The organism is Azospirillum sp. P4_B5, from assembly GCF_056402275.1.
Genome location: NZ_JBFUHT010000024.1, coordinates 33,991 through 54,285 on the forward strand (window position 1 = coordinate 33,991; position 20,295 = coordinate 54,285).

At 68.9% G+C, this 20,295-nt stretch carries 18 protein-coding genes; 9 read left to right on the forward strand and 9 right to left on the reverse strand.

The window, feature by feature from the left end:
* Positions 1–44: 44 nt before the first annotated feature.
* Both hemH and AC1DVI_RS19050 read right to left on the reverse strand, forming a co-directional pair.
* Positions 45–1,184 (reverse strand): ferrochelatase, encoded by a 1,140-nt coding sequence (hemH, locus tag AC1DVI_RS19045; RefSeq protein WP_476959310.1) that lies wholly within the window; start codon positions 1,182–1,184, stop codon positions 45–47.
* Between the two features lie 41 nt (positions 1,185–1,225).
* Positions 1,226–1,993 (reverse strand): GntR family transcriptional regulator, encoded by a 768-nt coding sequence (locus AC1DVI_RS19050; RefSeq protein ID WP_476959311.1) that lies wholly within the window; start codon positions 1,991–1,993, stop codon positions 1,226–1,228.
* A 267-nt stretch (positions 1,994–2,260) separates the two neighbouring features.
* Here AC1DVI_RS19050 and AC1DVI_RS19055 point away from each other — a divergent pair, with 267 nt between their 5' ends.
* From AC1DVI_RS19055 to AC1DVI_RS19095, 9 genes are all read left to right on the forward strand, one after another.
* Complete coding sequence (locus AC1DVI_RS19055; RefSeq protein ID WP_476959312.1) at positions 2,261–3,280, forward strand: ABC transporter ATP-binding protein; 1,020 nt, start codon at positions 2,261–2,263, stop codon at positions 3,278–3,280.
* Positions 3,281–3,358: 78 nt separating this feature from the next.
* Positions 3,359–4,675 (forward strand): ABC transporter substrate-binding protein, encoded by a 1,317-nt coding sequence (locus tag AC1DVI_RS19060; RefSeq protein WP_476959313.1) that lies wholly within the window; start codon positions 3,359–3,361, stop codon positions 4,673–4,675.
* A gap of 163 nt (positions 4,676–4,838) precedes the next feature.
* Complete coding sequence (locus tag AC1DVI_RS19065; RefSeq protein WP_145623761.1) at positions 4,839–5,762, forward strand: ABC transporter permease; 924 nt, start codon at positions 4,839–4,841, stop codon at positions 5,760–5,762.
* A 3-nt stretch (positions 5,763–5,765) separates the two neighbouring features.
* Complete coding sequence (locus AC1DVI_RS19070) at positions 5,766–6,602, forward strand: ABC transporter permease (RefSeq protein ID WP_476959314.1); 837 nt, start codon at positions 5,766–5,768, stop codon at positions 6,600–6,602.
* A 17-nt stretch (positions 6,603–6,619) separates the two neighbouring features.
* Positions 6,620–7,366, forward strand: coding sequence for an aspartate/glutamate racemase family protein (locus AC1DVI_RS19075; RefSeq protein ID WP_476959315.1), 747 nt, complete (start codon positions 6,620–6,622; stop codon positions 7,364–7,366).
* Between the two features lie 14 nt (positions 7,367–7,380).
* The gene (locus tag AC1DVI_RS19080; RefSeq protein WP_476959316.1) at positions 7,381–8,223 is read left to right on the forward strand and encodes a GNAT family N-acetyltransferase; all 843 of its coding nucleotides are present in this window, start codon (positions 7,381–7,383) and stop codon (positions 8,221–8,223) included.
* A 117-nt stretch (positions 8,224–8,340) separates the two neighbouring features.
* Positions 8,341–8,733 (forward strand): RcnB family protein, encoded by a 393-nt coding sequence (locus AC1DVI_RS19085; RefSeq protein ID WP_476959317.1) that lies wholly within the window; start codon positions 8,341–8,343, stop codon positions 8,731–8,733.
* A gap of 103 nt (positions 8,734–8,836) precedes the next feature.
* Complete coding sequence (locus tag AC1DVI_RS19090; protein WP_476959318.1) at positions 8,837–10,795, forward strand: O-linked N-acetylglucosamine transferase, SPINDLY family protein; 1,959 nt, start codon at positions 8,837–8,839, stop codon at positions 10,793–10,795.
* Between the two features lie 112 nt (positions 10,796–10,907).
* The gene (locus AC1DVI_RS19095) at positions 10,908–11,162 is read left to right on the forward strand and encodes a hypothetical protein (RefSeq protein ID WP_476959319.1); all 255 of its coding nucleotides are present in this window, start codon (positions 10,908–10,910) and stop codon (positions 11,160–11,162) included.
* Here AC1DVI_RS19095 and AC1DVI_RS19100 read toward each other — a convergent pair.
* From AC1DVI_RS19100 to AC1DVI_RS19130, 7 genes are all read right to left on the reverse strand, one after another.
* On the reverse strand, positions 11,132–12,070 hold the full coding sequence (locus AC1DVI_RS19100) for a response regulator (RefSeq protein WP_476959320.1): 939 nt from the start codon (positions 12,068–12,070) through the stop codon (positions 11,132–11,134). The two genes, AC1DVI_RS19095 and AC1DVI_RS19100, sit on opposite strands and share 31 nt — an antisense overlap.
* 364 nt (positions 12,071–12,434) lie before the next feature.
* Positions 12,435–13,184, reverse strand: a complete 750-nt coding sequence (locus tag AC1DVI_RS19105) for a response regulator transcription factor (RefSeq protein WP_476959321.1) — start codon at positions 13,182–13,184, stop codon at positions 12,435–12,437.
* A 49-nt stretch (positions 13,185–13,233) separates the two neighbouring features.
* Positions 13,234–16,131 (reverse strand): response regulator, encoded by a 2,898-nt coding sequence (locus tag AC1DVI_RS19110; protein WP_476959322.1) that lies wholly within the window; start codon positions 16,129–16,131, stop codon positions 13,234–13,236.
* Between the two features lie 422 nt (positions 16,132–16,553).
* Complete coding sequence (locus AC1DVI_RS19115; RefSeq protein WP_476959323.1) at positions 16,554–17,315, reverse strand: hypothetical protein; 762 nt, start codon at positions 17,313–17,315, stop codon at positions 16,554–16,556.
* 148 nt (positions 17,316–17,463) lie between these two features.
* Positions 17,464–18,237: a hypothetical protein gene (locus tag AC1DVI_RS19120; RefSeq protein ID WP_476959324.1), complete on the reverse strand. Its 774-nt coding sequence runs from the start codon at positions 18,235–18,237 to the stop codon at positions 17,464–17,466.
* Positions 18,238–18,258: 21 nt separating this feature from the next.
* The gene (locus tag AC1DVI_RS19125) at positions 18,259–19,512 is read right to left on the reverse strand and encodes an ATP-grasp domain-containing protein (RefSeq protein WP_476959325.1); all 1,254 of its coding nucleotides are present in this window, start codon (positions 19,510–19,512) and stop codon (positions 18,259–18,261) included.
* Positions 19,509–20,294 carry a GNAT family N-acetyltransferase gene (locus AC1DVI_RS19130; protein ID WP_476959326.1) on the reverse strand — a complete coding sequence of 262 codons (786 nt, stop codon included), beginning with the start codon at positions 20,292–20,294 and terminating at the stop codon, positions 19,509–19,511. Before AC1DVI_RS19130 ends, AC1DVI_RS19125 begins: the two co-directional genes overlap by 4 nt.
* Position 20,295 lies beyond the last annotated feature (1 nt).

Below are 20,295 nucleotides of genomic sequence, written 5' to 3' on the forward strand. Positions count from 1 at the left end.
CCCACCCTTTCCGCCTGTGCGGCCCTCCATTTTGGAGAAGGGGGTCACGCCGTGACGTGGTCCTCCGCATCGCGCGCCGCCCGCGCCCCGGCGCCGTCCACCCAGCCGCCCAGCTCGCGCTCGACGAGATCGGCCAGGAAGATGACATGGTCGGGATGGTCGTTCAGGCAAGGAATGTAGGTGAAGCGCTCGCCGCCCGCCGCCATGAAGGCGTCCTTCACCTGGAACTGGATTTCCTCCAGCGTCTCCACGCAGTCGGCGGAGAAGCCCGGCGCGATCACCGCGATCTTCGTCTTGCCGGCGCGGGCCAGCTCCTCGACCGTCTTGTCGGTGTAGGGCTTCAGCCACTCGGCCTTGCCGAAGCGCGACTGGAAGCTGTACTGCACCCGCCCCGGCTCCCAGCCCAGCCGCTCGGCCAGCAGGCGCGCGGTCTTCACGCAGAAGCAGTGGTAGGGATCGCCGCGGTCGAGATAGGCCTTGGGCAGGCCGTGGAAGCTCGCCAGCAGCACGTCCGGCGTGTAATCCAGCGCCGCGATGTGCCGCACCACCGAGCGGGCCAGCGCCTCGATGTAGCCCGGCTCGTCGTGGTAGGCGGGGACGGTGCGCACCGCCGGCTGCCAGCGCATGGTCATCAGCTGGCGGAAGGCCTGATCGTTGGCCGTGGCCGTCGTGGTCGCCGAATATTGCGGGTAGAGCGGGAACAGCAGGATGCGGTCGCAGCCCTGGTCCTTCAGCCGCTGGATCGCCGGACCCACCGCCGGCTGGCCGTAGCGCATGGCCCAGTCGACCACCACCGCTTCGCCGTGCCGTGCCGCCAGCGCCGCCGCGACGCCCTCCGCCTGGGCGCGGGTGACGGTCTTCAGCGGGCTTTCGTTGCGCTCCTCGTTCCAGATGCTTTTGTAGGCATGGCCGCTCTTGCCCGGGCGCACGGTCAGGATGATACCGTTCAGCACCGGCCACCACACCGCCTTCGGGACCTCGATCACGCGGGGGTCCGACAGGAATTCCTTCAGATAGCGGCGCATCGACCAGTAGTCGGTCGCCTCCGGCGTTCCGAGATTCATCAGAAGCACACCGACGCGGCGCGCGGGAACCGGCGGGTGGTCGGCGGGCTTGGAAATGGGCTGCATGATGTCGGTCACCTCGATGTCGCGGCGGGCAGCATAATAGCGGGCCGAACCCATCGGAAGCAGCCCTTTGTCCCTATGCGGTCGATAGGGCCGAGCTATCCTCCGGCCGTTCGGACAGGCTCTTCCGTCCTGTCCGCCGGCCGATCCGCGAAAACGGATTTCAAATCGACCGCGCCGTCCGACCGCGCGTCGAGGTCGAGCTGCCGCTCCACCTCGTCGAGATGCTCCATCATCAGCCGCATCGCCGCACCGGGCAGGCCGGACTCCAGCGCCTCGACGAAGCGCCGGTGCTCGGTGGCGGAACAGGAGTGGGAGGACCGCCGCTCGAACGCCGCGATGGCGAGGCTGGAACGGTCGATCAGGTCCGCCAGGATGCCGGCCAGCGTCGCGTTTCCGGCGAAGTCGGCCAGCAGTTGGTGAAACTGACCCGACAGGCGGATCAGCGCCATGCGGTCGCCGGCCCGGTCGGCCTCCTCCTCCCGCGCCAGATGGGCGCGCAGCTTCGCCGACATCTCGTCCGGCAGGGGGCGCGGGTTGCGCTCCAGCGCCTCGACCACGGCGCGCTCGATCACCCGCCGGGCCTCGAACACCTCGCGTGCCTCCCGCGCGGTGGGCTTGGCGACGAAGGCGCCGCGGTTGGGGATCAGCGTCACCACGCGCCGCTGCGCCAGCAGAAGCAGCACCTTGCGCACCCGCTCGCGGCTGACGCCGAACACCTCGGCCAAGCTCTCCTCCGCCAGCTTGGTGCCGGGCGGCAACCGGCGGTCGGCGATGGCCTCGCCGATGCTGCGGACGATGCGGGCCTCCGCCCCCTCCCCCCGCCCGCGGACGGCGCGGCGGGGGGCGCTCAGGACAGTTTTCATGACGGCACGGGCGCTGTTCAATTCGTTGCCGCGGATTGTGCACAAAACGGACCAGCGGACAAACGCCGCCGTTACGCCCTGCCCATGCATCGGGCACAGCCCACCCATGCACAATTTCGCGCCACAGCGCTGAAATCCTGACCAGTCGCTGATTTTTGCCGCCGGGAAACCGCGGAATTCCGCCATTTGCACGCTGGCATGGAACTTGCGGACAGTCTCGACAGCCGCAGCGGGACCTGCGGATTGTGCACAAAATGGGAGAGGGCCATGACCGCCAGAGCGACCGCAGCCGGATCGCCCGCCACCGGATCGACTATCGAGCTGGTGAAGCTGCGCAAGTTCTACGGCTCCACGGTCGCGGTGGACGGCATCGACCTGCGCATCGCCGCCGGCGCCTACTGCTGCCTGCTCGGCCCCAGCGGCTGCGGCAAGACCTCCACGCTGCGCATGATCGCCGGGCATGAGGACATCTCCGACGGCGACCTGCTGATCGGCGACACGGTGGTGAACGGGGAGCCGCCGGCCCGCCGCGGCACCGCCATGATGTTCCAGAGCTACGCCCTGTTCCCCCACCTCGACTGCACCGACAACGTCGCCTTCAGCCTGAAGATGAAGGGCGTCGCGAAGGAGGAGCGGCGCCGCCGCGCGCGGGAGATGCTGGACCTCGTCCACATGTCCCAGTACGCGGACCGGCTGCCCGCCCAGCTCTCCGGCGGCCAGCAGCAGCGCGTGGCTCTGGCCCGCGCGCTGATCACCCGGCCGGGCGTCCTGCTGCTCGACGAGCCGCTGTCGGCGCTGGACCCCTTCCTGCGCATCCGCATGCGCGAGGAGCTGAAGCGCCTGCACACCGAGCTTGGCATCACCTTCGTCCATGTCACCCACAGCCAGACCGAGGCGATGGCGCTGGCCGACCTCGTGGTGGTGATGAACCAGGGGCGGATCGAGCAAGCCGGCCCGCCGCGCGAGGTCTTCAACCAGCCGCGCACCGCCTTCGTCGCCCGCTTCATCGGCGGCCACAATGTGGTGGAGGACGCCGCCGGCCGCCGGGCCGTGCGGGCCGACCGCATCCTGCTCGGCCAGCCAGAGGGCAGCGACCACCAGTTGGAAGGCACCGTCCGTGCGCTGGAGTATCACGGCGCATCCGTTCACCTGACGCTCGATGTGCCGGGTGCGGAGGACTTCGCCGTGGTGCTGGACGAATCCCGTTTCTACGACGCCCCGCTCGCCATCGGCGACCGCGTGACCGCGGGCTGGAAGGCGCGCGACGTCCACCCCCTGGTTGCCTGATTTCCCGACCAATCCCCAAGAACCGACTCCCAAAAACCGACTCCCAAAAACCGACCGACCATACTGGAGGCACAGAGCATGACCGAGACGCGCACCGGCTCGCCCCTTTCCGCCGGGACCACCAAGGGCGTCAGCCGCCGCACGCTGCTGAAGGGCACCGCCGCCGCCGCAGGTGTCGCCATCGGGTCGGGGGCGATCACCGGCTTCCCTACCATCTGGGCGCAGAACATCAAGAACGTCACGCTGCGCCAGTTCGGCACCGGCGTGTCGAACCTGAACGCCGTCGCCGACAAGGTGAAGGAGGATCTGGGCTTCACGCTGCAGATGACCGCTCTTGATTCGGACGCGGTGGCTCAGCGCGCGGTGACCCAGCCGAAGTCCTACGACATCGCCGACATCGAATACTGGATCTGCAAGAAGGTCTTCCCGGCCGGCGTGATGCAGCCGATGGACGTTTCGAAGATCAAGAACTTCGACAAGATCGTCCCGATCTTCGTCAACGGCAAGCTGACCCCGGAAAGCGCCGTCGCCCAGGGCACCGCGCCGCACACTGTCGGCTTCGTGGAGGGCAAGGACAGCATCAAGTTCGCCAAGTCGGCGACCCAGTGGATGACGCTGATCCCGACCATCTACAACGCCGACACGCTGGGCATCCGCCCCGATCTGGTCGGCCGCCCGATCAGCAGCTGGAAAGACCTGCTCGACCCCGCCTTCAAGGGCAAGGCGTCGATCCTGAACATCCCCTCCATCGGCATCATGGACGCCGCCATGGTCTGCGAGGCGATGGGCGAGGTGAAGTACGGCGACAAGGGCAACATGACCAAGGAGGAGATCGACAAGACCCTCAAGATCATGACCGACGCCAAGAAGGCCGGCCAGTTCCGCGCCTTCTGGAAGACCTTCGACGAGAGCGTCAACCTGATGTCGTCGGGCGAGGTCATCATCCAGTCGATGTGGTCGCCGGCCGTGGCCGCCGTGCGCGCCAAGGGCATCCAGTGCGTCTACCAGCCGCTGAAGGAAGGCTACCGTGCCTGGGGCGGCGGCCTCGGCATCGCCAAGCATCTGAGCGGGCTGGAGCTGGAGGCGGCCTACGAGTACATCAACTGGTACCTGTCGGGCTGGGTTGGCGCCTATCTGAACCGCCAGGGCTATTACTCCGCCGTGCTCGACACCGCGAAGGAGCACATGTCGCCGGATGAGTGGGCCTTCTGGATGGAGGGCCAGCCGGCCAAGACCGACATCCTCAGCCCCGAAGGCAAGGTGATGGAGAAGGCCGGCGCCGTGCGCGACGGCGGGTCGTTCCAGGACCGCATGGGCCGCGTCGCCTGCTGGAACGCGGTGATGGACGAGGACCGCTACATGGTCCGCAAGTGGAACGAGTTCGTCGCGGCGTAATCTCGGTCAACGTGCCCCCACCCTCCCGCTTCGCGGGTCCCTCCCTCCCCCGCTTCGCAGGAGAGGGCCGATTTCCCCTCCCCTGCGAGAGCGGGGGAGGGTCAGGGTGGGGGCAAGACTCTCCCACACCACGCACTCCCCCACGGCACCGGACCCCTGCGCCATGACCGTCTCCGCCGTCCCATCCGAAGCGTCCAGCGCGTCCGCGGCACCGCGGAGCGGCGGGGTGCGCCGTTCCGTGCTGCGCCGGGTCGCCCCCTATCTCCAGGCCGGGCCGCTGGCGCTGACGCTGCTGGTCTTCCTGCTGATCCCCATCCTGACCATCGTCGCGGTCAGCTTCTGGGACTATGACAGCATCCGCATCTACCCGGACTTCGTGCTGACCAATTACGAGGAGCTTCTGACCTCCCCGGTCACCTGGAAGACCTATCTGAACACGGTGAAGTTCGCGGCGCTGACCTGGGTCATCACGCTGCTGATCGGCTTCACGGTGGCCTATTTCCTGGCCTTCCACGTCCGGTCCACGACGTGGCAGATGGTGCTGTTCCTGGTCTGCACGATCCCGTTCTGGACCTCCAACATCATCCGCATGATCTCGTGGATTCCCTTCCTCGGGCGCAACGGGCTGCTGAATTCCGGGCTAATCTCCGCCGGGCTGATCGACCAGCCGCTGGAGTTCCTGCTGTTCTCCGACTTCGCGGTGGTGCTGGCCTTCGTGCACCTCTACGCGCTGTTCATGGTGGTGCCGATCTTCAACTCGATGATGCGCATCGACCGTGCCCTGGTCGAGGCGGCGCGCGACGGCGGCGCCAGCGCGGCGCAGGTGGTGTGGAACGTCATCCTGCCGCTGGCCAAGCCGGGCATCGCCATCGGCTCCATCTTCGTGGTCACGCTGGTGATGGGCGACTTCATCACCGTCCGCCTGATGAGCGGCGGGCAGAGCGCCTCCATCGGGCTGATGATCGCCAACGAGATCTCGCTGCTCCAGTACCCCGCCGCCGCCGCGAACGCGGTCGTGCTGCTGGCCGTCGTCCTCATCATGGTCGTGGCGATGCTGCGCATCGTCGACATCCGCAAGGAGCTTTGAGCGATGACCGGCACCAGCGCCCGCCGCGGCCTGTCCTTCTACCTGCTCGCCGCCTTCTTCGGGCTGTTCGTCCTGTTCCTCTACGGGCCGATCGCCACCATCACCATCCTGTCCTTCCAGGGGCCGGAGGGCGGGCTGACCTTCCCGATGAACGGCGTCTCCCTCCACTGGTTCAAGAACCTGTTCGAGCAGCAGGCGGTGGGCGATTTCGGAGGCTCCTTCCGCCGCTCCCTCGCGCTGGGGCTGACGGTGATGGTGCTGACGGTGCTGTTCTCGCTGCTCGCCGGCTTCGCCTTCCGCCGCCGCTTCCTGGGCAGCGGGGCACTGTTCTATCTGGCGGTGGCGAGCCTGATCGTGCCGTCGATCCTGGTCAGCCTGGGCATCGGCCTGCTGTTCAACATCCTGGGGTTCGAGCCGACCTGGTACGGCTCGGCGCTCGGCGCGCATCTGACCTGGACGCTGCCCTTCGGCCTGCTGATCGTCTTCGCCATCTTCAACCGCTTCAACCCGGCCTACGAGGAGGCGGCGCGCGACCTCGGCGCCACACCCTGGCAGACGGTGCGCCATGTGGTGCTGCCCATCCTGCTGCCCAGCCTGATCGGCGTCGGGCTGTTCGGCTTCACCCTGTCCTACGACGAGTTCGCGCGCACGCTGATGACCGCGGGGTCCTTCAACACCCTGCCGCTGGAGATCTACGGGATGACCACCAACGTCACGACGCCGGTGCTCTACGCGCTGGGCACGCTGACGACGCTGTTCTCCTTCACGGTGATCGGCCTGTTCCTCGCGGGGGCGATGGTCCTGCGCCGTCGCCGGCTGCGGCGCACCGGCGCCGCTTAAAACGCAAAGAGCCAACCATGCGAATCCTGGTCGTCAACCCGAACACCACCGCCTCGATGACCGAGAAGGCCGGGAATGCCGCCCGCGCCGTCGCGGCGCCGGGGACGGAGATCGTCGCCACCAACCCGGCCATGGGTCCCGCCAGCATCGAGGGATATTACGACGAGGCGCTCGCCGTTCCCGGCCTGCTGGAGGTGATCGCCGCCCACGAGCGTGCCGCACCCGGCATCGACGGCGTCGTGATCGCCTGCTTCGACGACGTCGGGCTTGACGCCGCGCGCTGCCTGTCCGCCGTCCCGGTGGTCGGCATCTGCGAGGCGGCGATGAAGACCGCCACCCTGCTTGGCGGGCGGTTCAGCGTGGTCACCACCATGCCGCGCTCCGTCCCGGCGCTGGAGCATCTGGCCGAGCGCTACGGCGTGGCCGGGCGCTGCCGGGTACGCGCCGCGGGCGTGCCGGTGCTGGCGCTGGAAGACCCGACGTCGGGCGCCGTGGAGCGGGTGCGCGACACCATCCGCCAAGCCATCGCCGAGGATGGGGCGGAGAGCGTCGTTCTGGGCTGCGCCGGCATGGCCGATCTGGCGCGCGCCCTGACCGCCGAGATGGGCGTGCCGGTGGTGGATGGCGTCACCGCCGCGGTGAAGCTGGTGGAGGGGCTGGCCGTGCTGGGCTTGCGCACCGGCAAGACCGGCGGTTACGCTTTCCCCCTGCCCAAACCCTACGCCGGGGAGATGGCGCGCTTCGCCCCCGCCCCGCAGCCCTGAACCGGAGGGACGCCATGGAAGGCTACCGCGTGCGCGTGATGAGCCGGGCCGAATTGGATCTGGCCGTCGACTGGGCGCGGGCGGAGGGCTGGAACCCCGGCCTGCACGACGCCGGAGCCTTCCACGCCGTGGACCCCGAAGGTTTCCTGATCGGGGAACTGTACGGCGAGCCGGCGGCCTGCCTCTCCGTCGTGCGCTATCCCGAGAACTTCGGCTTCCTCGGCTTCTACATCGTGCGGCCCGAGATGCGCGGGCGCGGCCTCGGCTGGGACCTTTGGCGGGCCGGGCTGAGGCATCTGGAGGGCTGCACCGTCGGTCTGGACGGGGTGGTGGCGCAGCAGGACAATTACCGCAAGTCCGGCTTCGCGCTCGCGTACCGCAACATCCGTTATGGCGGCACGCCGCCCGCCGGAACCTCCTCCGCCGCGGCGCTGGTGGACACGCGGACGGTGCCCTTCGACCGGCTGCTGGACTGGGACCGAGCGCTGTTCCCGGCGCCCCGCGCCGGCTTCCTGTCCAACTGGATCGCCTTGCCCGGCGCCACTGCGCTCGCCGCCATGTGTGACGGGGAGTTGAGGGGCTTCGGGGTGATCCGCCCCTGCCACACCGGCAGCAAGCTCGGCCCGCTCTACGCCGCCGACCGCGCCACGGCGCGCGATCTGGCGCTGGCGCTCGCCGCTACGGCGGGAGAGGGTCCTATCTTCCTCGACGTGCCGGAGGTCAACCGCGACGCCGTCCTGCTGGCGGAGGAGCTGGGCCTGACCCCGCAATTCGAAACCGCCCGCATGTATCTCGGCCCCGCCCCAACCATCGACACCGCGCGCCTGTACGGCGTCACGACCTTCGAACTCGGCTGAGCCGTAACAGTCCGTTACCAAACAGGGGGCCGCCGGACACACGCCGGCAACAGGGCTCGCGCAGCATCGGGGGCATCGGGATCATGATCCCGGCCTGATGAGAAGAGGGACACCCCCATGTCGCGCATCCTGATCGCCACCATGACCACCGCCTTGACCGCCGCCTCCGTGCTGGTCGGCCTGGGCACCCAAGACGCCTCCGCCGCCGGCTGGGGACCTGATCATCGCGAGCCGCCGCGGATGGAACGCGACCACCGCGGCCCCGATCTGCGCCACCCCGATCTGCACCGCCCGCCTCCGCCCGTCCACCGCGCGGCGCGGCATTGGAGGCCCGGCGACCGGCTGCCCGCCACCTACGCGTCGCGGCGCTACGTCATCGCTACGCCCGCCGCGTATCATCTGCACCGGCCGCCGCGCGGGCATCATTGGGTCCGCGCCGGGTCGGACGCCGTTCTGGTGGCGTCCGGGTCGGGCGTCATGGTCCGGATCGTCACTGGCCTCTTCCGCTGAGAACCCGCCCTTCCCTCATGGACGTGACCTTGCCGGGCGGTCTACTCTCCCCCGAGTTGCACTGCCAACTCCCGCGATGCCCGCTCCTCAAGATGGACGCTCCATGACGGACCACCGCAGCCCCCGGCCCTCGATCACCGATGCCCTGACCCTCCACAACGAAGGCCGCGGCGACGAGGCGGAGCGGGCGTACCGCCAGATCCTGAAGCGTGAGCCGCGGAACCCCGACGCCTGGCATCTGCTGGGCGTGCTGCAGTCCGAACGCGGCGACCACGAATCCGGCATCGCCAGCATCCGCACCGCCTTGTCCTTCCGGGAAGCGCTGGAGTACCACCTGAATCTCGGCTCCGCCCTGCTCGACGCGGGCCGCGTGGACGAGGCCCTGGACGCCCTGATGGCGGCGCTGCGCCTCGGCCCGGACCGGGCGGACATCCATTTCCGGCTGGGCAATCTGTTTCGCCTTCAACGGCGGCCCAACGAAAGCGTCGCCGCCTACCGTCAGGCCATCGCGCTCCAGCCCGGCTTCGTGGAGGCGCTGAACAACCTCGGCTCGTTGTTCCTGGAGGTCGGGCAGACCGACGCCGCCATCGCCGCCTTCACCGACGCCATCCAGGCGGCGCCGGCCAACGCCGACGCCCATTGCAATCTCGGCTACGCCCTGGACCTGCAGGGCCGGCTGGGCGAAGCGGCAGCGGCCCACCGCGTCGCCCTGACCTTCCGGCCCGATTTCGCCCTGGCCTGGTCCAACCTCGGCAACACGCTGAAAGGACAAGGGCATCTGGAGCAGGCCATGGCCGCCTACCGTTCGGCGTTGACGCACCGTCCGGACTACCCGATGGCGCACAGCAACGTTCTGATGGCGCAGCATTATGTGCCAGAGTGCGGGAACGCCGATTTCCTTGCTGCCGCCCGCGACTGGGCCGAACGAAGCGGCGGCGCACTCCCGGCGGCCGCTCCGATGGTCCGCGACGACCGCCCCCGTCCGCTGCGCATCGGCTACGTTTCCAGCGACTTCAACAGCCATCCCGTCGGCTACTTCCTGGAAAGCGTCCTGAAGGCGCACGACCGCAAGGCGGTTGCCGCCTTCGGTTATGCCAACAACGGCCGGACCGACGACGTGACGGAGAGCCTTCGCGCGGCCGCCGACGGATGGCGCCCGATCGTCGGCATGGACGACGGGGCGGTGGCCGACCTGATCCGCCGGGACGGCATCGACATCCTCGTCGACCTGTCCGGCCATACAGGAAACAACCGCCTCACCCTATTCGCCCGGCGGCCCGCGCCCGTCCAGGCGAGCTGGCTCGGCTATTTCGGGACGACCGGCCTGCCGGCCATGGACTGGATCATCGCCGACCGCCACGTCCTGCCGCCGGGGGAGGAGCGGTTCTTCACCGAGAAGGTCTGGCGCCTGCCTGACAGCTATTTGTGTTTCACCCCGCCAGTGGAGGATGTGCCGGTCGGGCCACTCCCGGCGCTCAGCGGCGGTCCGGTCACGCTCGGCGCCTTCCACAACCGGGCCAAGATCACCCGCCCGACCATCGCGCTGTGGGCGCAGGTCCTGGCCGCCCTGCCGCAAGCCCGCCTGCTGCTGAAGTCGCGGGAGTTCGGCGATTACGGGGTGCGTCAGGCCCTGCGCGACCAGTTCGCCGCGCACGGTATCGCGCCGAACCGCCTGCGCATGGAGGGGAAGACGCCGCGGGTCGACTATTTCCGCAGCCACAACGGCATCGACCTCGCGCTGTCCCCCACCCCCTTCGGCGGCGGCACGACGACGGCCGAGAGCCTGTGGATGGGCGTGCCGGTGGTGACCCTGCGCGGCGACCGCTGGGCGGGGCGGATCGGGGTCAGCTTCCTGGAAACGCTCGGCCTCGCCGACCAGCTGGTGGCGGACACCCCGGAGGACTACGTCGCCAAGACCGCCGCCCTCGTCGGCGACCTGGAGTCCCTGGCCGCCCTGCGCGCCGGCCTGCGGGAACGCCTACGCCAGTCCCCGCTGTGCGACGCGCCGGCCTTCGCCCGGTCGCTGGAGGACGCCTATCGGTCGATGTGGCGCGAACCGTAAGGGGGCCGTGGCCGTGCCAAAGGAAGTCCTTCCGATACGCCCTGGCACAACGGCACCGAACATGCGTTGAAGGAACCGACGACGCAGCGGAAGCGAGGCCGAGACGCCGATGATGAAAGATCCCAAACAGATCGCGCGGGTTGCCCTGCAATCGGCCCGCGTCAATGTCGAGGTCTACGAGGCCTGCGGCCTGATCGACACGCCGTCGGCCCACGGCCTGCGCTACAAGATTGCCGTGCAGGCCAGCGACGTGAACGGCGACGAGTGCCGTTTCCCCTCCTGCGCCTGCCCCTGGCCGGACTGTTCCCGCCAAGCGGAGGCCGGAGCGGAAGGCGATCAGCCCAGCGGCCCGACCGTCTCCACGTAACGCTCCATGGCGGCCACGCCCTCTTCGGTCAGTTCGATGAAGACGCGGCGGCCGTCCTTGTCGTCGGCGATGCGCCGGACCAGCCCGCGGTCGTGCAGGTCGGTGATGCGGCGCAGCGCCGTGGTCTGGGCGACGCCGGAGGCGATGCACAGCGACGACACGGAAATCCGCCGCCCCTGGAGATGGTTGATCATCAGGTCCAGCAGCATGTCCCAGCACGGGTCTTCGAACAGGCCCTTGGGAAAGAACTTCTCGCGGGCGGCGCGCTTGCGCCGGATCGCCGTCAGGATGCCCAGGCTGTCCGGCGTGCCGCCATCGGCCGCCGCTTCGCAAGCGGGTTGAGCCGCGGTGGTGATCGCCGCAGGAGAGGTTGCTGGTGCGGTCGCCGCGCGATGCGCCGCGACGAAGGGCATCACACGGGCCGCCGCGGCCTCCCCGCGCAAGGCCCGCACCGTTTCGACCAACGCCAGCCCATGGCGGTAGGCCTGTTCCAGCGCGTCGTCATGGCTGCCCATCGAGACCGGCGGCCGATCCGGGACCGACGATGCGACGCCCTCACCACCACCGAGGACACGGGCGAGCGCGCGCTCGATCTGCGCCTCGTCCTCCGGGTCGGTCACCACGTCGGCGGCGTCGAGCCGCAGGGCGCGCACCACGTCGTCCGCCTCCGGGTTTCGGGCGAAGAGGATGCAGGCGAGGCCGCGGTGGGTGCGGTGCAGCCGTTCCATCAGCGCCAGCCCGTCGAACCAGGGCGACCCGCCATCCACGAACACGACACCGACGCTGCGATCCACATCGAGCAGGCCCAGCGCGGAAATCACGTCGCGCGTGTCCTGCACCCGATGGCCGAGCCTCAGGGCGCAATCACGGATCCCGGCGATGGCGGCGCTGTCATTGCCGACGATCAAAATGGAAGGCGCCGCTGCTGAGTAACGCGGTGCCGGGTAATCCGTCACCGTTTGACTGGCCGCCGTTTGATTGGCCGCCATGCGACCAGTCAGCGCGAGACGCTCCGCCGAACGCGAAACCAGGGACCGTTGCATGCCGCTCTCACCCGCATCAGATCGCACGCCGGTGGCCGGCGGCGGTGTCAGGCCCGGCGCGGCGACCCGATGCGGCGGAACGCTCCACCACCCCCGGGTACCCGCTTGGAACCGTCAATCATTCGTTGGGTGATGTATAGCATTACCCCGTTCGAACGCGTATCAACGGCCGTTGATACTTTTCGAACGGAGTAACATGCGATTTATTATTGCATATTAATCATTATCGTCAAGATTCGTCAGATTCCAACGCATAACCGACCCCGCGGACGGTAATGATCGGTGAAGGCGCGCTGTCGTCCAACCGCATCTTGCGACGCAGCCGGGTGATCAGCGTGTCCACCGTATGCTCGCTGATGGAGCGCGGGTCACGGTTGCTGATCACGTCGAGCAGGTATTCACGGCTGACCGGGTTTGGCCGCATGGCCGCCAGCGCCGCCAGGATGTTGAACTCCCCCGTCGTCAAAGCGAGGTAGGAGCCATCGGGACGGAACAGCGCACGGCGCACCAGATCCAGACGCCATCCCTGAAAGGTCAGCGGCGCGTCGGGCGACGGAACCGCTCCACCTTCCGCGGATGCGGCCGGAACGGCGGACGCTCCGGAGCGGCGCAGCAGGTTGCGGATGCGGATCAGCAATTCGAGCAGGTCGACCGGCTTGGTCACATAGTCGCCGCCATGGGACAGGCCGGCGATACGGTCGGTCGGGCTGTCGCGGCCGGTCACGAAAATCAGCGGAACGGCTTCTCCCAGGCGCAGCCGCTCGGCAAGGGCCAGCCCGTCGCAATCCGGCAGGTTGATGTCCAGCAGCACGAGATCGGGCCGGTCTTCCGCAATGCGCGCGGTCAGTTCCGCCCCATTCGCAGCCCGCAGGACCCGCAGCCCCTGATGTTCCAGATAGGTCGCGATCAAATCCTGCGTCTCCGGGGAGTCCTCGACCACCAGCACGGTCCGCCCGACCAACTCCGATCCGACGCTCATGATGCCCTGCCCGCCGCTGCCGTTCCCGCCGCAACAACCCCTGTCGCCGTCATGTCAGTTTCGCCTCCCCTTTTTCGATGGCGCGCAGGGCGGCGTGAAGCCGGTCCCGAAGCGCCGCCGCGTCCCCTTGCATGGAAGCGGCCTCCCCGCTTCCGTTTTCGACGGCCTGCGCCGTCCGCTCCAGCGCCCGCGCCGCGGCGCTCACCTCCGGAAAGCCATAAGTCCCGCCGCTGCCCTTCATGCGGTGGGCCGCGTCGACCACGCGCCGGGGCGGCGATTCCGGATCTTCGAGAACCGCCAGCACCTCCCGGCAGGCCTGGGCGAAGCGGTCCATCAACCGCGCCCGGTCCGCGACGGTTAGACCTCCTGTGACCGGTGCCGCCGTGGGCGGCGCCCGCTGGATCGCGAAGACCGGAGCGGGTGCGCAGGAGCCGGACGGCGCGTGTCGGGCGAGCGCGTCCTGAAGCGCGTCGGGGTCCACCGGCTTCGCCACCACCTCGTCCACGCCGGCGTCCAGATAGTCCGCCCGGTCCTCCGGAGAGCTGTTGGCGGTCACCGCGATCACCGGTATCAGCGCCCGCTCGGCGTCCGGCAACGCGCGGATGCGCCGCGTCACCTCCACCCCGTCGATGCCCGGAAGCCGCATGTCGAGCAGCACGACGTCCACGACGCGACTGGCCAGCACCGCCAGGGCCTCCTCGCCGCTGTCCACATAGACGGCGCGGTGGCCGCCGGGCGCCAGAAACTCACGAAGGACGGCTTGGTTCTCCGGCGCATCCTCCACCACCAGGATGTCCAGGCTGCCCGGAACGGGCATCGGAGCGGCGCGGTCCGGCGACGGGGCGGCGACCGGCAACGGGCGCGTCGGCAGCGAAACGGCGAAGAGGGAGCCGCCACCCGGCCGCCCCTCCAGGCAGACGTCGCCCCCCATCAGCCGGACGAGCCCATCGACGATGGCGAGGCCAAGCCCGGCACCGTCGCGACGGTTGCCTTCCAACCGGCTGCCCTCCAACCGATGGAAGGGCTCGAAGATGATGGCCTGCGCCGCCCGCGGCACGCCGGGTCCGCTGTCCGCCACGGACAGACACAGAACGACCGTCCCACTTCCCGTTTCCGTCCCACTTCCCGTTTCCGACGGTGCCGGCTTCGTGGTCAGCGTCACCTCCACCCCGCCACGTTCGGTGAATTTCACCGCGTTGCTCAGCAGGTTCAGAACGATCTGACGCAGGCGCAGTGGATCGATCCAAAAGCGCGCCACCCCCAACCCGCTCACCGTCAGGGACAGGGCTAGGCCCTTCTCCTCCGCGCCGGCACGCATCAGCGCCACGGCGTCCTCAACCAGGGCGACCACGTCGGTGGGCTGGGGGTGCAGCTCCATCCGCCCCGCTTCCAGCCGCGACAGGTCGAGGATGGTGTCGAGCATGGAAACGAGATGCCTCCCCGCCCCGTCCGCGACGCGCAACCGCTCGTCCATCTGGTCGGTCGCCCCCTCGCGGCGGATCACCCGCACCATGCCGAGAATGGCGTTCAGCGGGGTCCGGACCTCGTGGCTGAGGTTGGCGAGGAAGCGCTCCAGCGTTGCGGACTTGTCCGACAAGGCGCGGGTGCGCTCGGCGATCTGGCGCTCCAGCCCCTCGTTGAGGGCGGCCAGTTCCTGCGACAGCCGGCGTTCGTTGAGGAAGGCCGTCTCCACCCGCCGCCCCAGCACCAGCGCGTGGCTGAACAGGAACAGCAGCGCGCCGTAGGGAACGAGGTCGATGCTTTCGAAGAAATGCGCGTACATCAGCGCGTCGTGCACCACCGACCCCAGGAAGGCCAGCGCCCCCGCCCCCAGCAGGAGCGCGCCGGAATGGCGGCGCAGGGCCGCCACGGCGAGCCGCCACGCGAAATACAGGGCCGACAGCACCAGCAACAGACTCGCCACGTCGCGCAACCGCGTGAACTGCGCCGGTTCGGTCACCAGCACCAGGAACACACCCGGCACGGCGACCGCCAGCATGGCGCGCCCGACCCCACGGTGCAGGCATCCGGGAAACAGCTCGCGCAGCAGGTGGAAGTAGATCGGGTAGAACAGGTAGATTGGCAGATACTCCAGCCGGTAGGCCCACACCTCCGACACGCCGGGAAAGAAGACGCGCAGCAGTTCGCTGGTGCAGATCAATCGCATGGCGCAGGCGGCCAGAAGCATCACCAGGAACAGCGGAGCCGCCGAGAGGCGTCGACGGAGGAAGGCGCCGATGAACAGCGCCATCAGGGACAACGACATCAACGCCCCGGCGTTGGTCATCAGCTGCCGCTGCCACAGCCGCGACAGCCCGCCGTTGGCGTCGAGATAGATCGTGCGCCCGATCCCGCCTTCGAAATGGAAATGGTTGGAGACCTCCACCGCCAGTTCGATCACCCGCTGGCCGCCATGCAGCGTGACGAAGCGGGAGACAGAGGAGGACTGCTCCTGCGCGGCGGCCAGGGCCGGAACCCCGGCGGCGGCGGCCGAGCGGCCGTCGACCCACACCCGCATGGCGGAGTTGACCGGCGGCATCTTCAGCGTCAGCGGCGGCATGCCCGGCGGCAGCAGGATCTTCAGGCGGAAGGTGGCGGCTCCCATCCCGTCCATTTCCCGGCCGTCCGGGCGCTCGGCGCCGTTCCAGATCGCCGGCAGGGCGAAGGGCGTCCAAAGCGCTCCATCCGGCTCCGGCAGCGGGTTCAGGCTTTCCTCACCGGCCAGACGGTCCCACGATACCAGCCATTCGCCGTCCAGCGACACCGGCCCGTCAAGGTCGGCGTACCAGCCGCGCAGATCGAGCACGCCGCGCTCCGCCTGCGGCAGGACGGTGGCAAGGGCCGGAACGGTGCAAAGAAGGGCGAGGAGCAGAACCGCGCCCAGCCATCGGGCGACACGCGCAAAAACGGCGGTTACGGACGGCATGACGGCAGGCGGCAGAGGCACCGGAGCACAGTTCCTTCGACAGGCGCATGACACAAGCCGCGGCCCGCCCCGCAGGTCGAAAGGCGCCGAGCCGATCCCATCATGAGAGGTATCGCATAACGGTTGTTGCGGAAATACCGATGCACCCAGGCATTTAAAGCCGACACCCCATGAAACCGAAACCGGCCACGCTGCGAAGTATAATCAGCCAACGACGCAACAACGACTCAGAAATTTGCGATAAGCTTGATCAATCGTAAATCCTATAGAAAATGTGGATTTAACCTCTCAGTCAGGGACTCGGCCTGTATTTGGCACCGACCGTCGAATGCGGCGTTTCCAACAGAATCCGCTAATGGAAAAGCGTCCGGATTCGCCTGAACACCGGCGAACGTCCGGACGCCTCACCCTTTGCACCCGATGGACCGCCGCGCTGAACGCGGTCAGGCCATGGCCTTCATCTGCTTGTCCATGCGGGCGAGCACGGCCATCACCTCCTTGCAACGGCCCTTCACGTCCTCGTCGGTTTCCGGAATGCCGTCCTGGGACGAGATGTTGCGCCAGTCCTTCAGAAAGGCCTTCAGCTCGGGCATTTTCGGCAGCTGGGTGCCGACGCCGCGGATGTCTTCCTTCCACAGGTCCTGGTAGTCGCTCACCGTCTTCGCCGTCTTCAGCTTCTTCGCCAGGGACAGCATGTACTTCTCCAGGATCTCCCGCCCCTTGGCGCGCACCTTGTCGGCCTTCTCGATGGCATCCTTCATGCCCTCGTAATCATCGACGATCTTGTCGCCGAGCGAGGACTGGTTGAAGGCGACGAAGAGCTGATCGGCGGCCTTGGCCACCTTCTCCGCGTGAGCGGCGGAGTCCTTCGGGATCAGCTTGTTGGATTTGAACTTCTTCGCCGTCGCCTCGGCCAGATCGCGCAGCTTCTGGAGCTGGGTGCGCAGCGGCTCGACCGAGCGCTTGTACTCCGCCCGCGCCTCCTCCAGCAGCGAGTCGAGATCGTCCAGCGTGGCGTTGCTGGGGGAGTTGACCGACACGCTCAGCTTCTTCCAGTCGATGGCGCCGTGCGCCTTGTCCACCGCCTTCATCGCGTCGCCGATGCCGGTCTTGCCGGCGATCTTGGCGATGGCGCCCTTCTTCTTGTCCCAGTCCTTCTGGGTCAGGATGTCCGGGATGTCGATGCGCTTCAGGGGACCACCCATGTCTCAGCTCCTCCGCTTAACCAAGTCTTCACCCTATCGGTCCGCATGGTAGGAGGCGGGCGCGCCCCTCGGAATCGGCGATTGCTCCTCTCCCACCGCTACCGGAACCGAATGGGTCCAAAACGGCGGCTTCCCTCCCCGCCTCGTTTCAGCGGCCGCCCACCAGCTGCACCACGCCCTTGCAGACGGTGGCGAACTCCTTGATGAGGTCGGTGATCTGACGGGCGGTGTAGTCGGGTGGCACGCGCATCGGCGGCCCGTCGCCGCCCTGCCCGGCCCAGGGGGCAAGCTTCCGGCGGTAGAAGTCCGGATCGGCGCGCAGCCCGTCCAGCGCCTTCGCCGCGGCGAGCTGGGTGGCGAGATCGCGGGCCAGCGCCGGGAACAGCTCGTTGTAGGTGTCCGGCGTCGGCTTGGCGCGCACCTTGGCGACTCCGGCGGCGGCACGGGCCAGCGCGCCGTTGATGTTCGCCTCCCACCGCTTCTGCGCCCGCTCCGCCGAGGCGGCGTCCTTCTCGGCCTGCGCGGCTTGCGCCTTGAAGCGGTCGGCGTCCGCGCCGATGTCCGCTTCAAGTTCGGCGAGGTCCTTGGCGAGCGCCTTCATCGCCCGCTCGCAGGCCGCCGCCGCGGCCTTGTCGCCACGGCTCGCCGTATCCTCGTCCAACGCCTTTGCCAGCACGGCCAGATAGGCCTTGCGCGCCTTCGTGGCGTCCTTTCCGGCGGCAACGAGATCCTTCGCGGCCTCGTCACCGGCCGTGGCGGCGCGGTGGACGGCGTCGCCGGCCTTCAGCGCCTTGACCAGCGCGGCGTCGCCGTTCAGCGCGGCGGCGACCGCCTTGGCGTCCTTCGGCCGGTGCTTCGCCGTTGCGGCCTCGAAGCGCTTGCGGGCCGATGCCCAGCGCTGCTCGTATGGGACATGCGCCATCGCCGCCCGCCCGCTCCGACGCTACGCGACGGTCGGCTGGAGACTGTCCTCCAGCGAGCGGATGGCGGCCCAGTCGCGCTCGAACACGGCGCGGTCCGGATGGGCGAGGTAGATTTTCGCCAGCACCTGCGTCAGATCGAGCGTCGGCACCACCTCGTCCCCCAGCCGCGGCACAAGGCTGTAGCCGCGCACGCTCGCCATCCCGTCCAGAATGGAGAGATCCGGAAGCGCCTCCACCCGGCCCGACACCAGCACCGGCAGATAGAGGACCATCGCGTCGGCCAGGAACCGGTAATGGCCGTCGAGCAGCGGCCCGACCGCCGCCGCCCCGTCGAAGGAGTCGATCAGCAGATCGACCTGATCGTGCCCGGTGCCCGCCGCGATGCCGGTGGTGGAGCCGGCCGGCCCCATGGCGCGCGCCGCGATCTCCACCAGGGCGGGGCCGCGCGCGGTCATCCGCACCTCGGCATGGCCGGCGCCGTCGGTGATCTCCAGCGCGTCGAGAACGCGGCGGATGTAGGCCATCAACGCCTGCGCCACCGGCTCCTCCGGCGGCAGAAGCCGGTAGTAATCATAGACGAAGGGCGACCCGTTCAGCGCCCGCTTGGCGGACAGCAGCACGTCGCAGACATAGTGGCGACCGCCGCGGCTGACCGTGTTGACGACGTATTCGAGGCCGTCGAGGTAGGTTTGCACCAGCACCCGCTCGTTGGCCGAGCCGCAGAAATCGCGGCTGCCGAGGATGGCGTCGACGGCGGCGCGCAACTGCGCGGGTGTGTCACAGAAATAGACATGGTCGGTGGAGGCGCTGGCCATCGGCTTCGCCACCACGGGCCAGCCCGCCTGCGCCGCCCATTCCACCGCCTCCGCGGCGCCGGTCGCCATGGTCTGGCGGGCGGTCAGCAGGCCGGCGGCGGCCAGCCGCTCGATCATCATGAACTTGTTGCGGCGCGCGGCGGTCAGCTTCGGGCTGTTGCCCGGCGTGCCCAGGACGGCGCCCAGCGCGTCGGTCAGCTCCACCGCGGACTCGTTGCCCGGAAGGATGAAGGCCGGGGCCAGAGGGCGCAACCGCTCGGCCAGCGCGTCGAGATCGCCGTCATGGAGGATGTGCGCCGCGAAGTCGCCGGGCTGGTAACTGCGCAGCAGCGACGGCGCGAGGTCCGGGCGGCTCTGCACCGCGACCACCTCGTAGCCCCGCGCGCGCAGGCGCGGCGCCAGAAGGACGCCGGTGGAATAGGGATCGACGACGACCGCCGTCCTGCGGGGGGCGCTCACGGCAGGGCCTCCAGCGCGGCATCCTGCGGCACGGCCTGCACCGCCTGCACCGGGCGCGCGTAGGTGACCAGCGGCACGGGACCGTCCAGTTCCACCGAACGCCCGACCCAGCCGGCCTCGATCACCGCCCTCTGCTCCTCCAACTCCGGCACGGCGAAGACGCGCTCGCTGCCCGGCACCCAGGTGGGCGGCGCCGCGCCGAGGTCGCGGTGCAGCAGGTAGCGCAGCCGGCCGCTGGCGTGCATGACCAGGACCCGGCGCACCAGGAAGCCACCGGCCAGCAGGTTCGACAGGCTGCGCGGATTCGACAGGGCGACGCGTGAGAGCAGATGCGGGCGCCCCGCCCCCAGCGCGTGGAGCGTGCGCAGCGTCACCAGCAGCCGTTGCAGCCCGTTGCCGCGGAAGTCCGGATGGACCATGCAGCTCGCCATGTGGGCGGTGGCGGCCACGGCGGGACGGGCGTGCGGCAGGTCGTCCACGAAGGCCGGCATGCCGGGCATGGGCAGCCCCAGGATGGCGCAGCCGATCAGCCGGCCCTCGGCCTCCAGCCCCAGCGTCACACCGCGCTCGCCCAGATGCAGCCCGGTGAACTCCGGCGTTTCGGGGAAATAGGCGTCGATGTCCGGCAACTGCCCGAAGATGTAGCCGCGGAACGCCTCCAGAGCCGGCAGGTCGGCGGGACCGAGGAAGCGGATGCGGTAGGGAACGCAGACCGGCTCGCCGCGCCGGACGCGCAGCATACCCGTGTGGACCGTCTGTTCGGGGGATAAGAGGACCGTCATG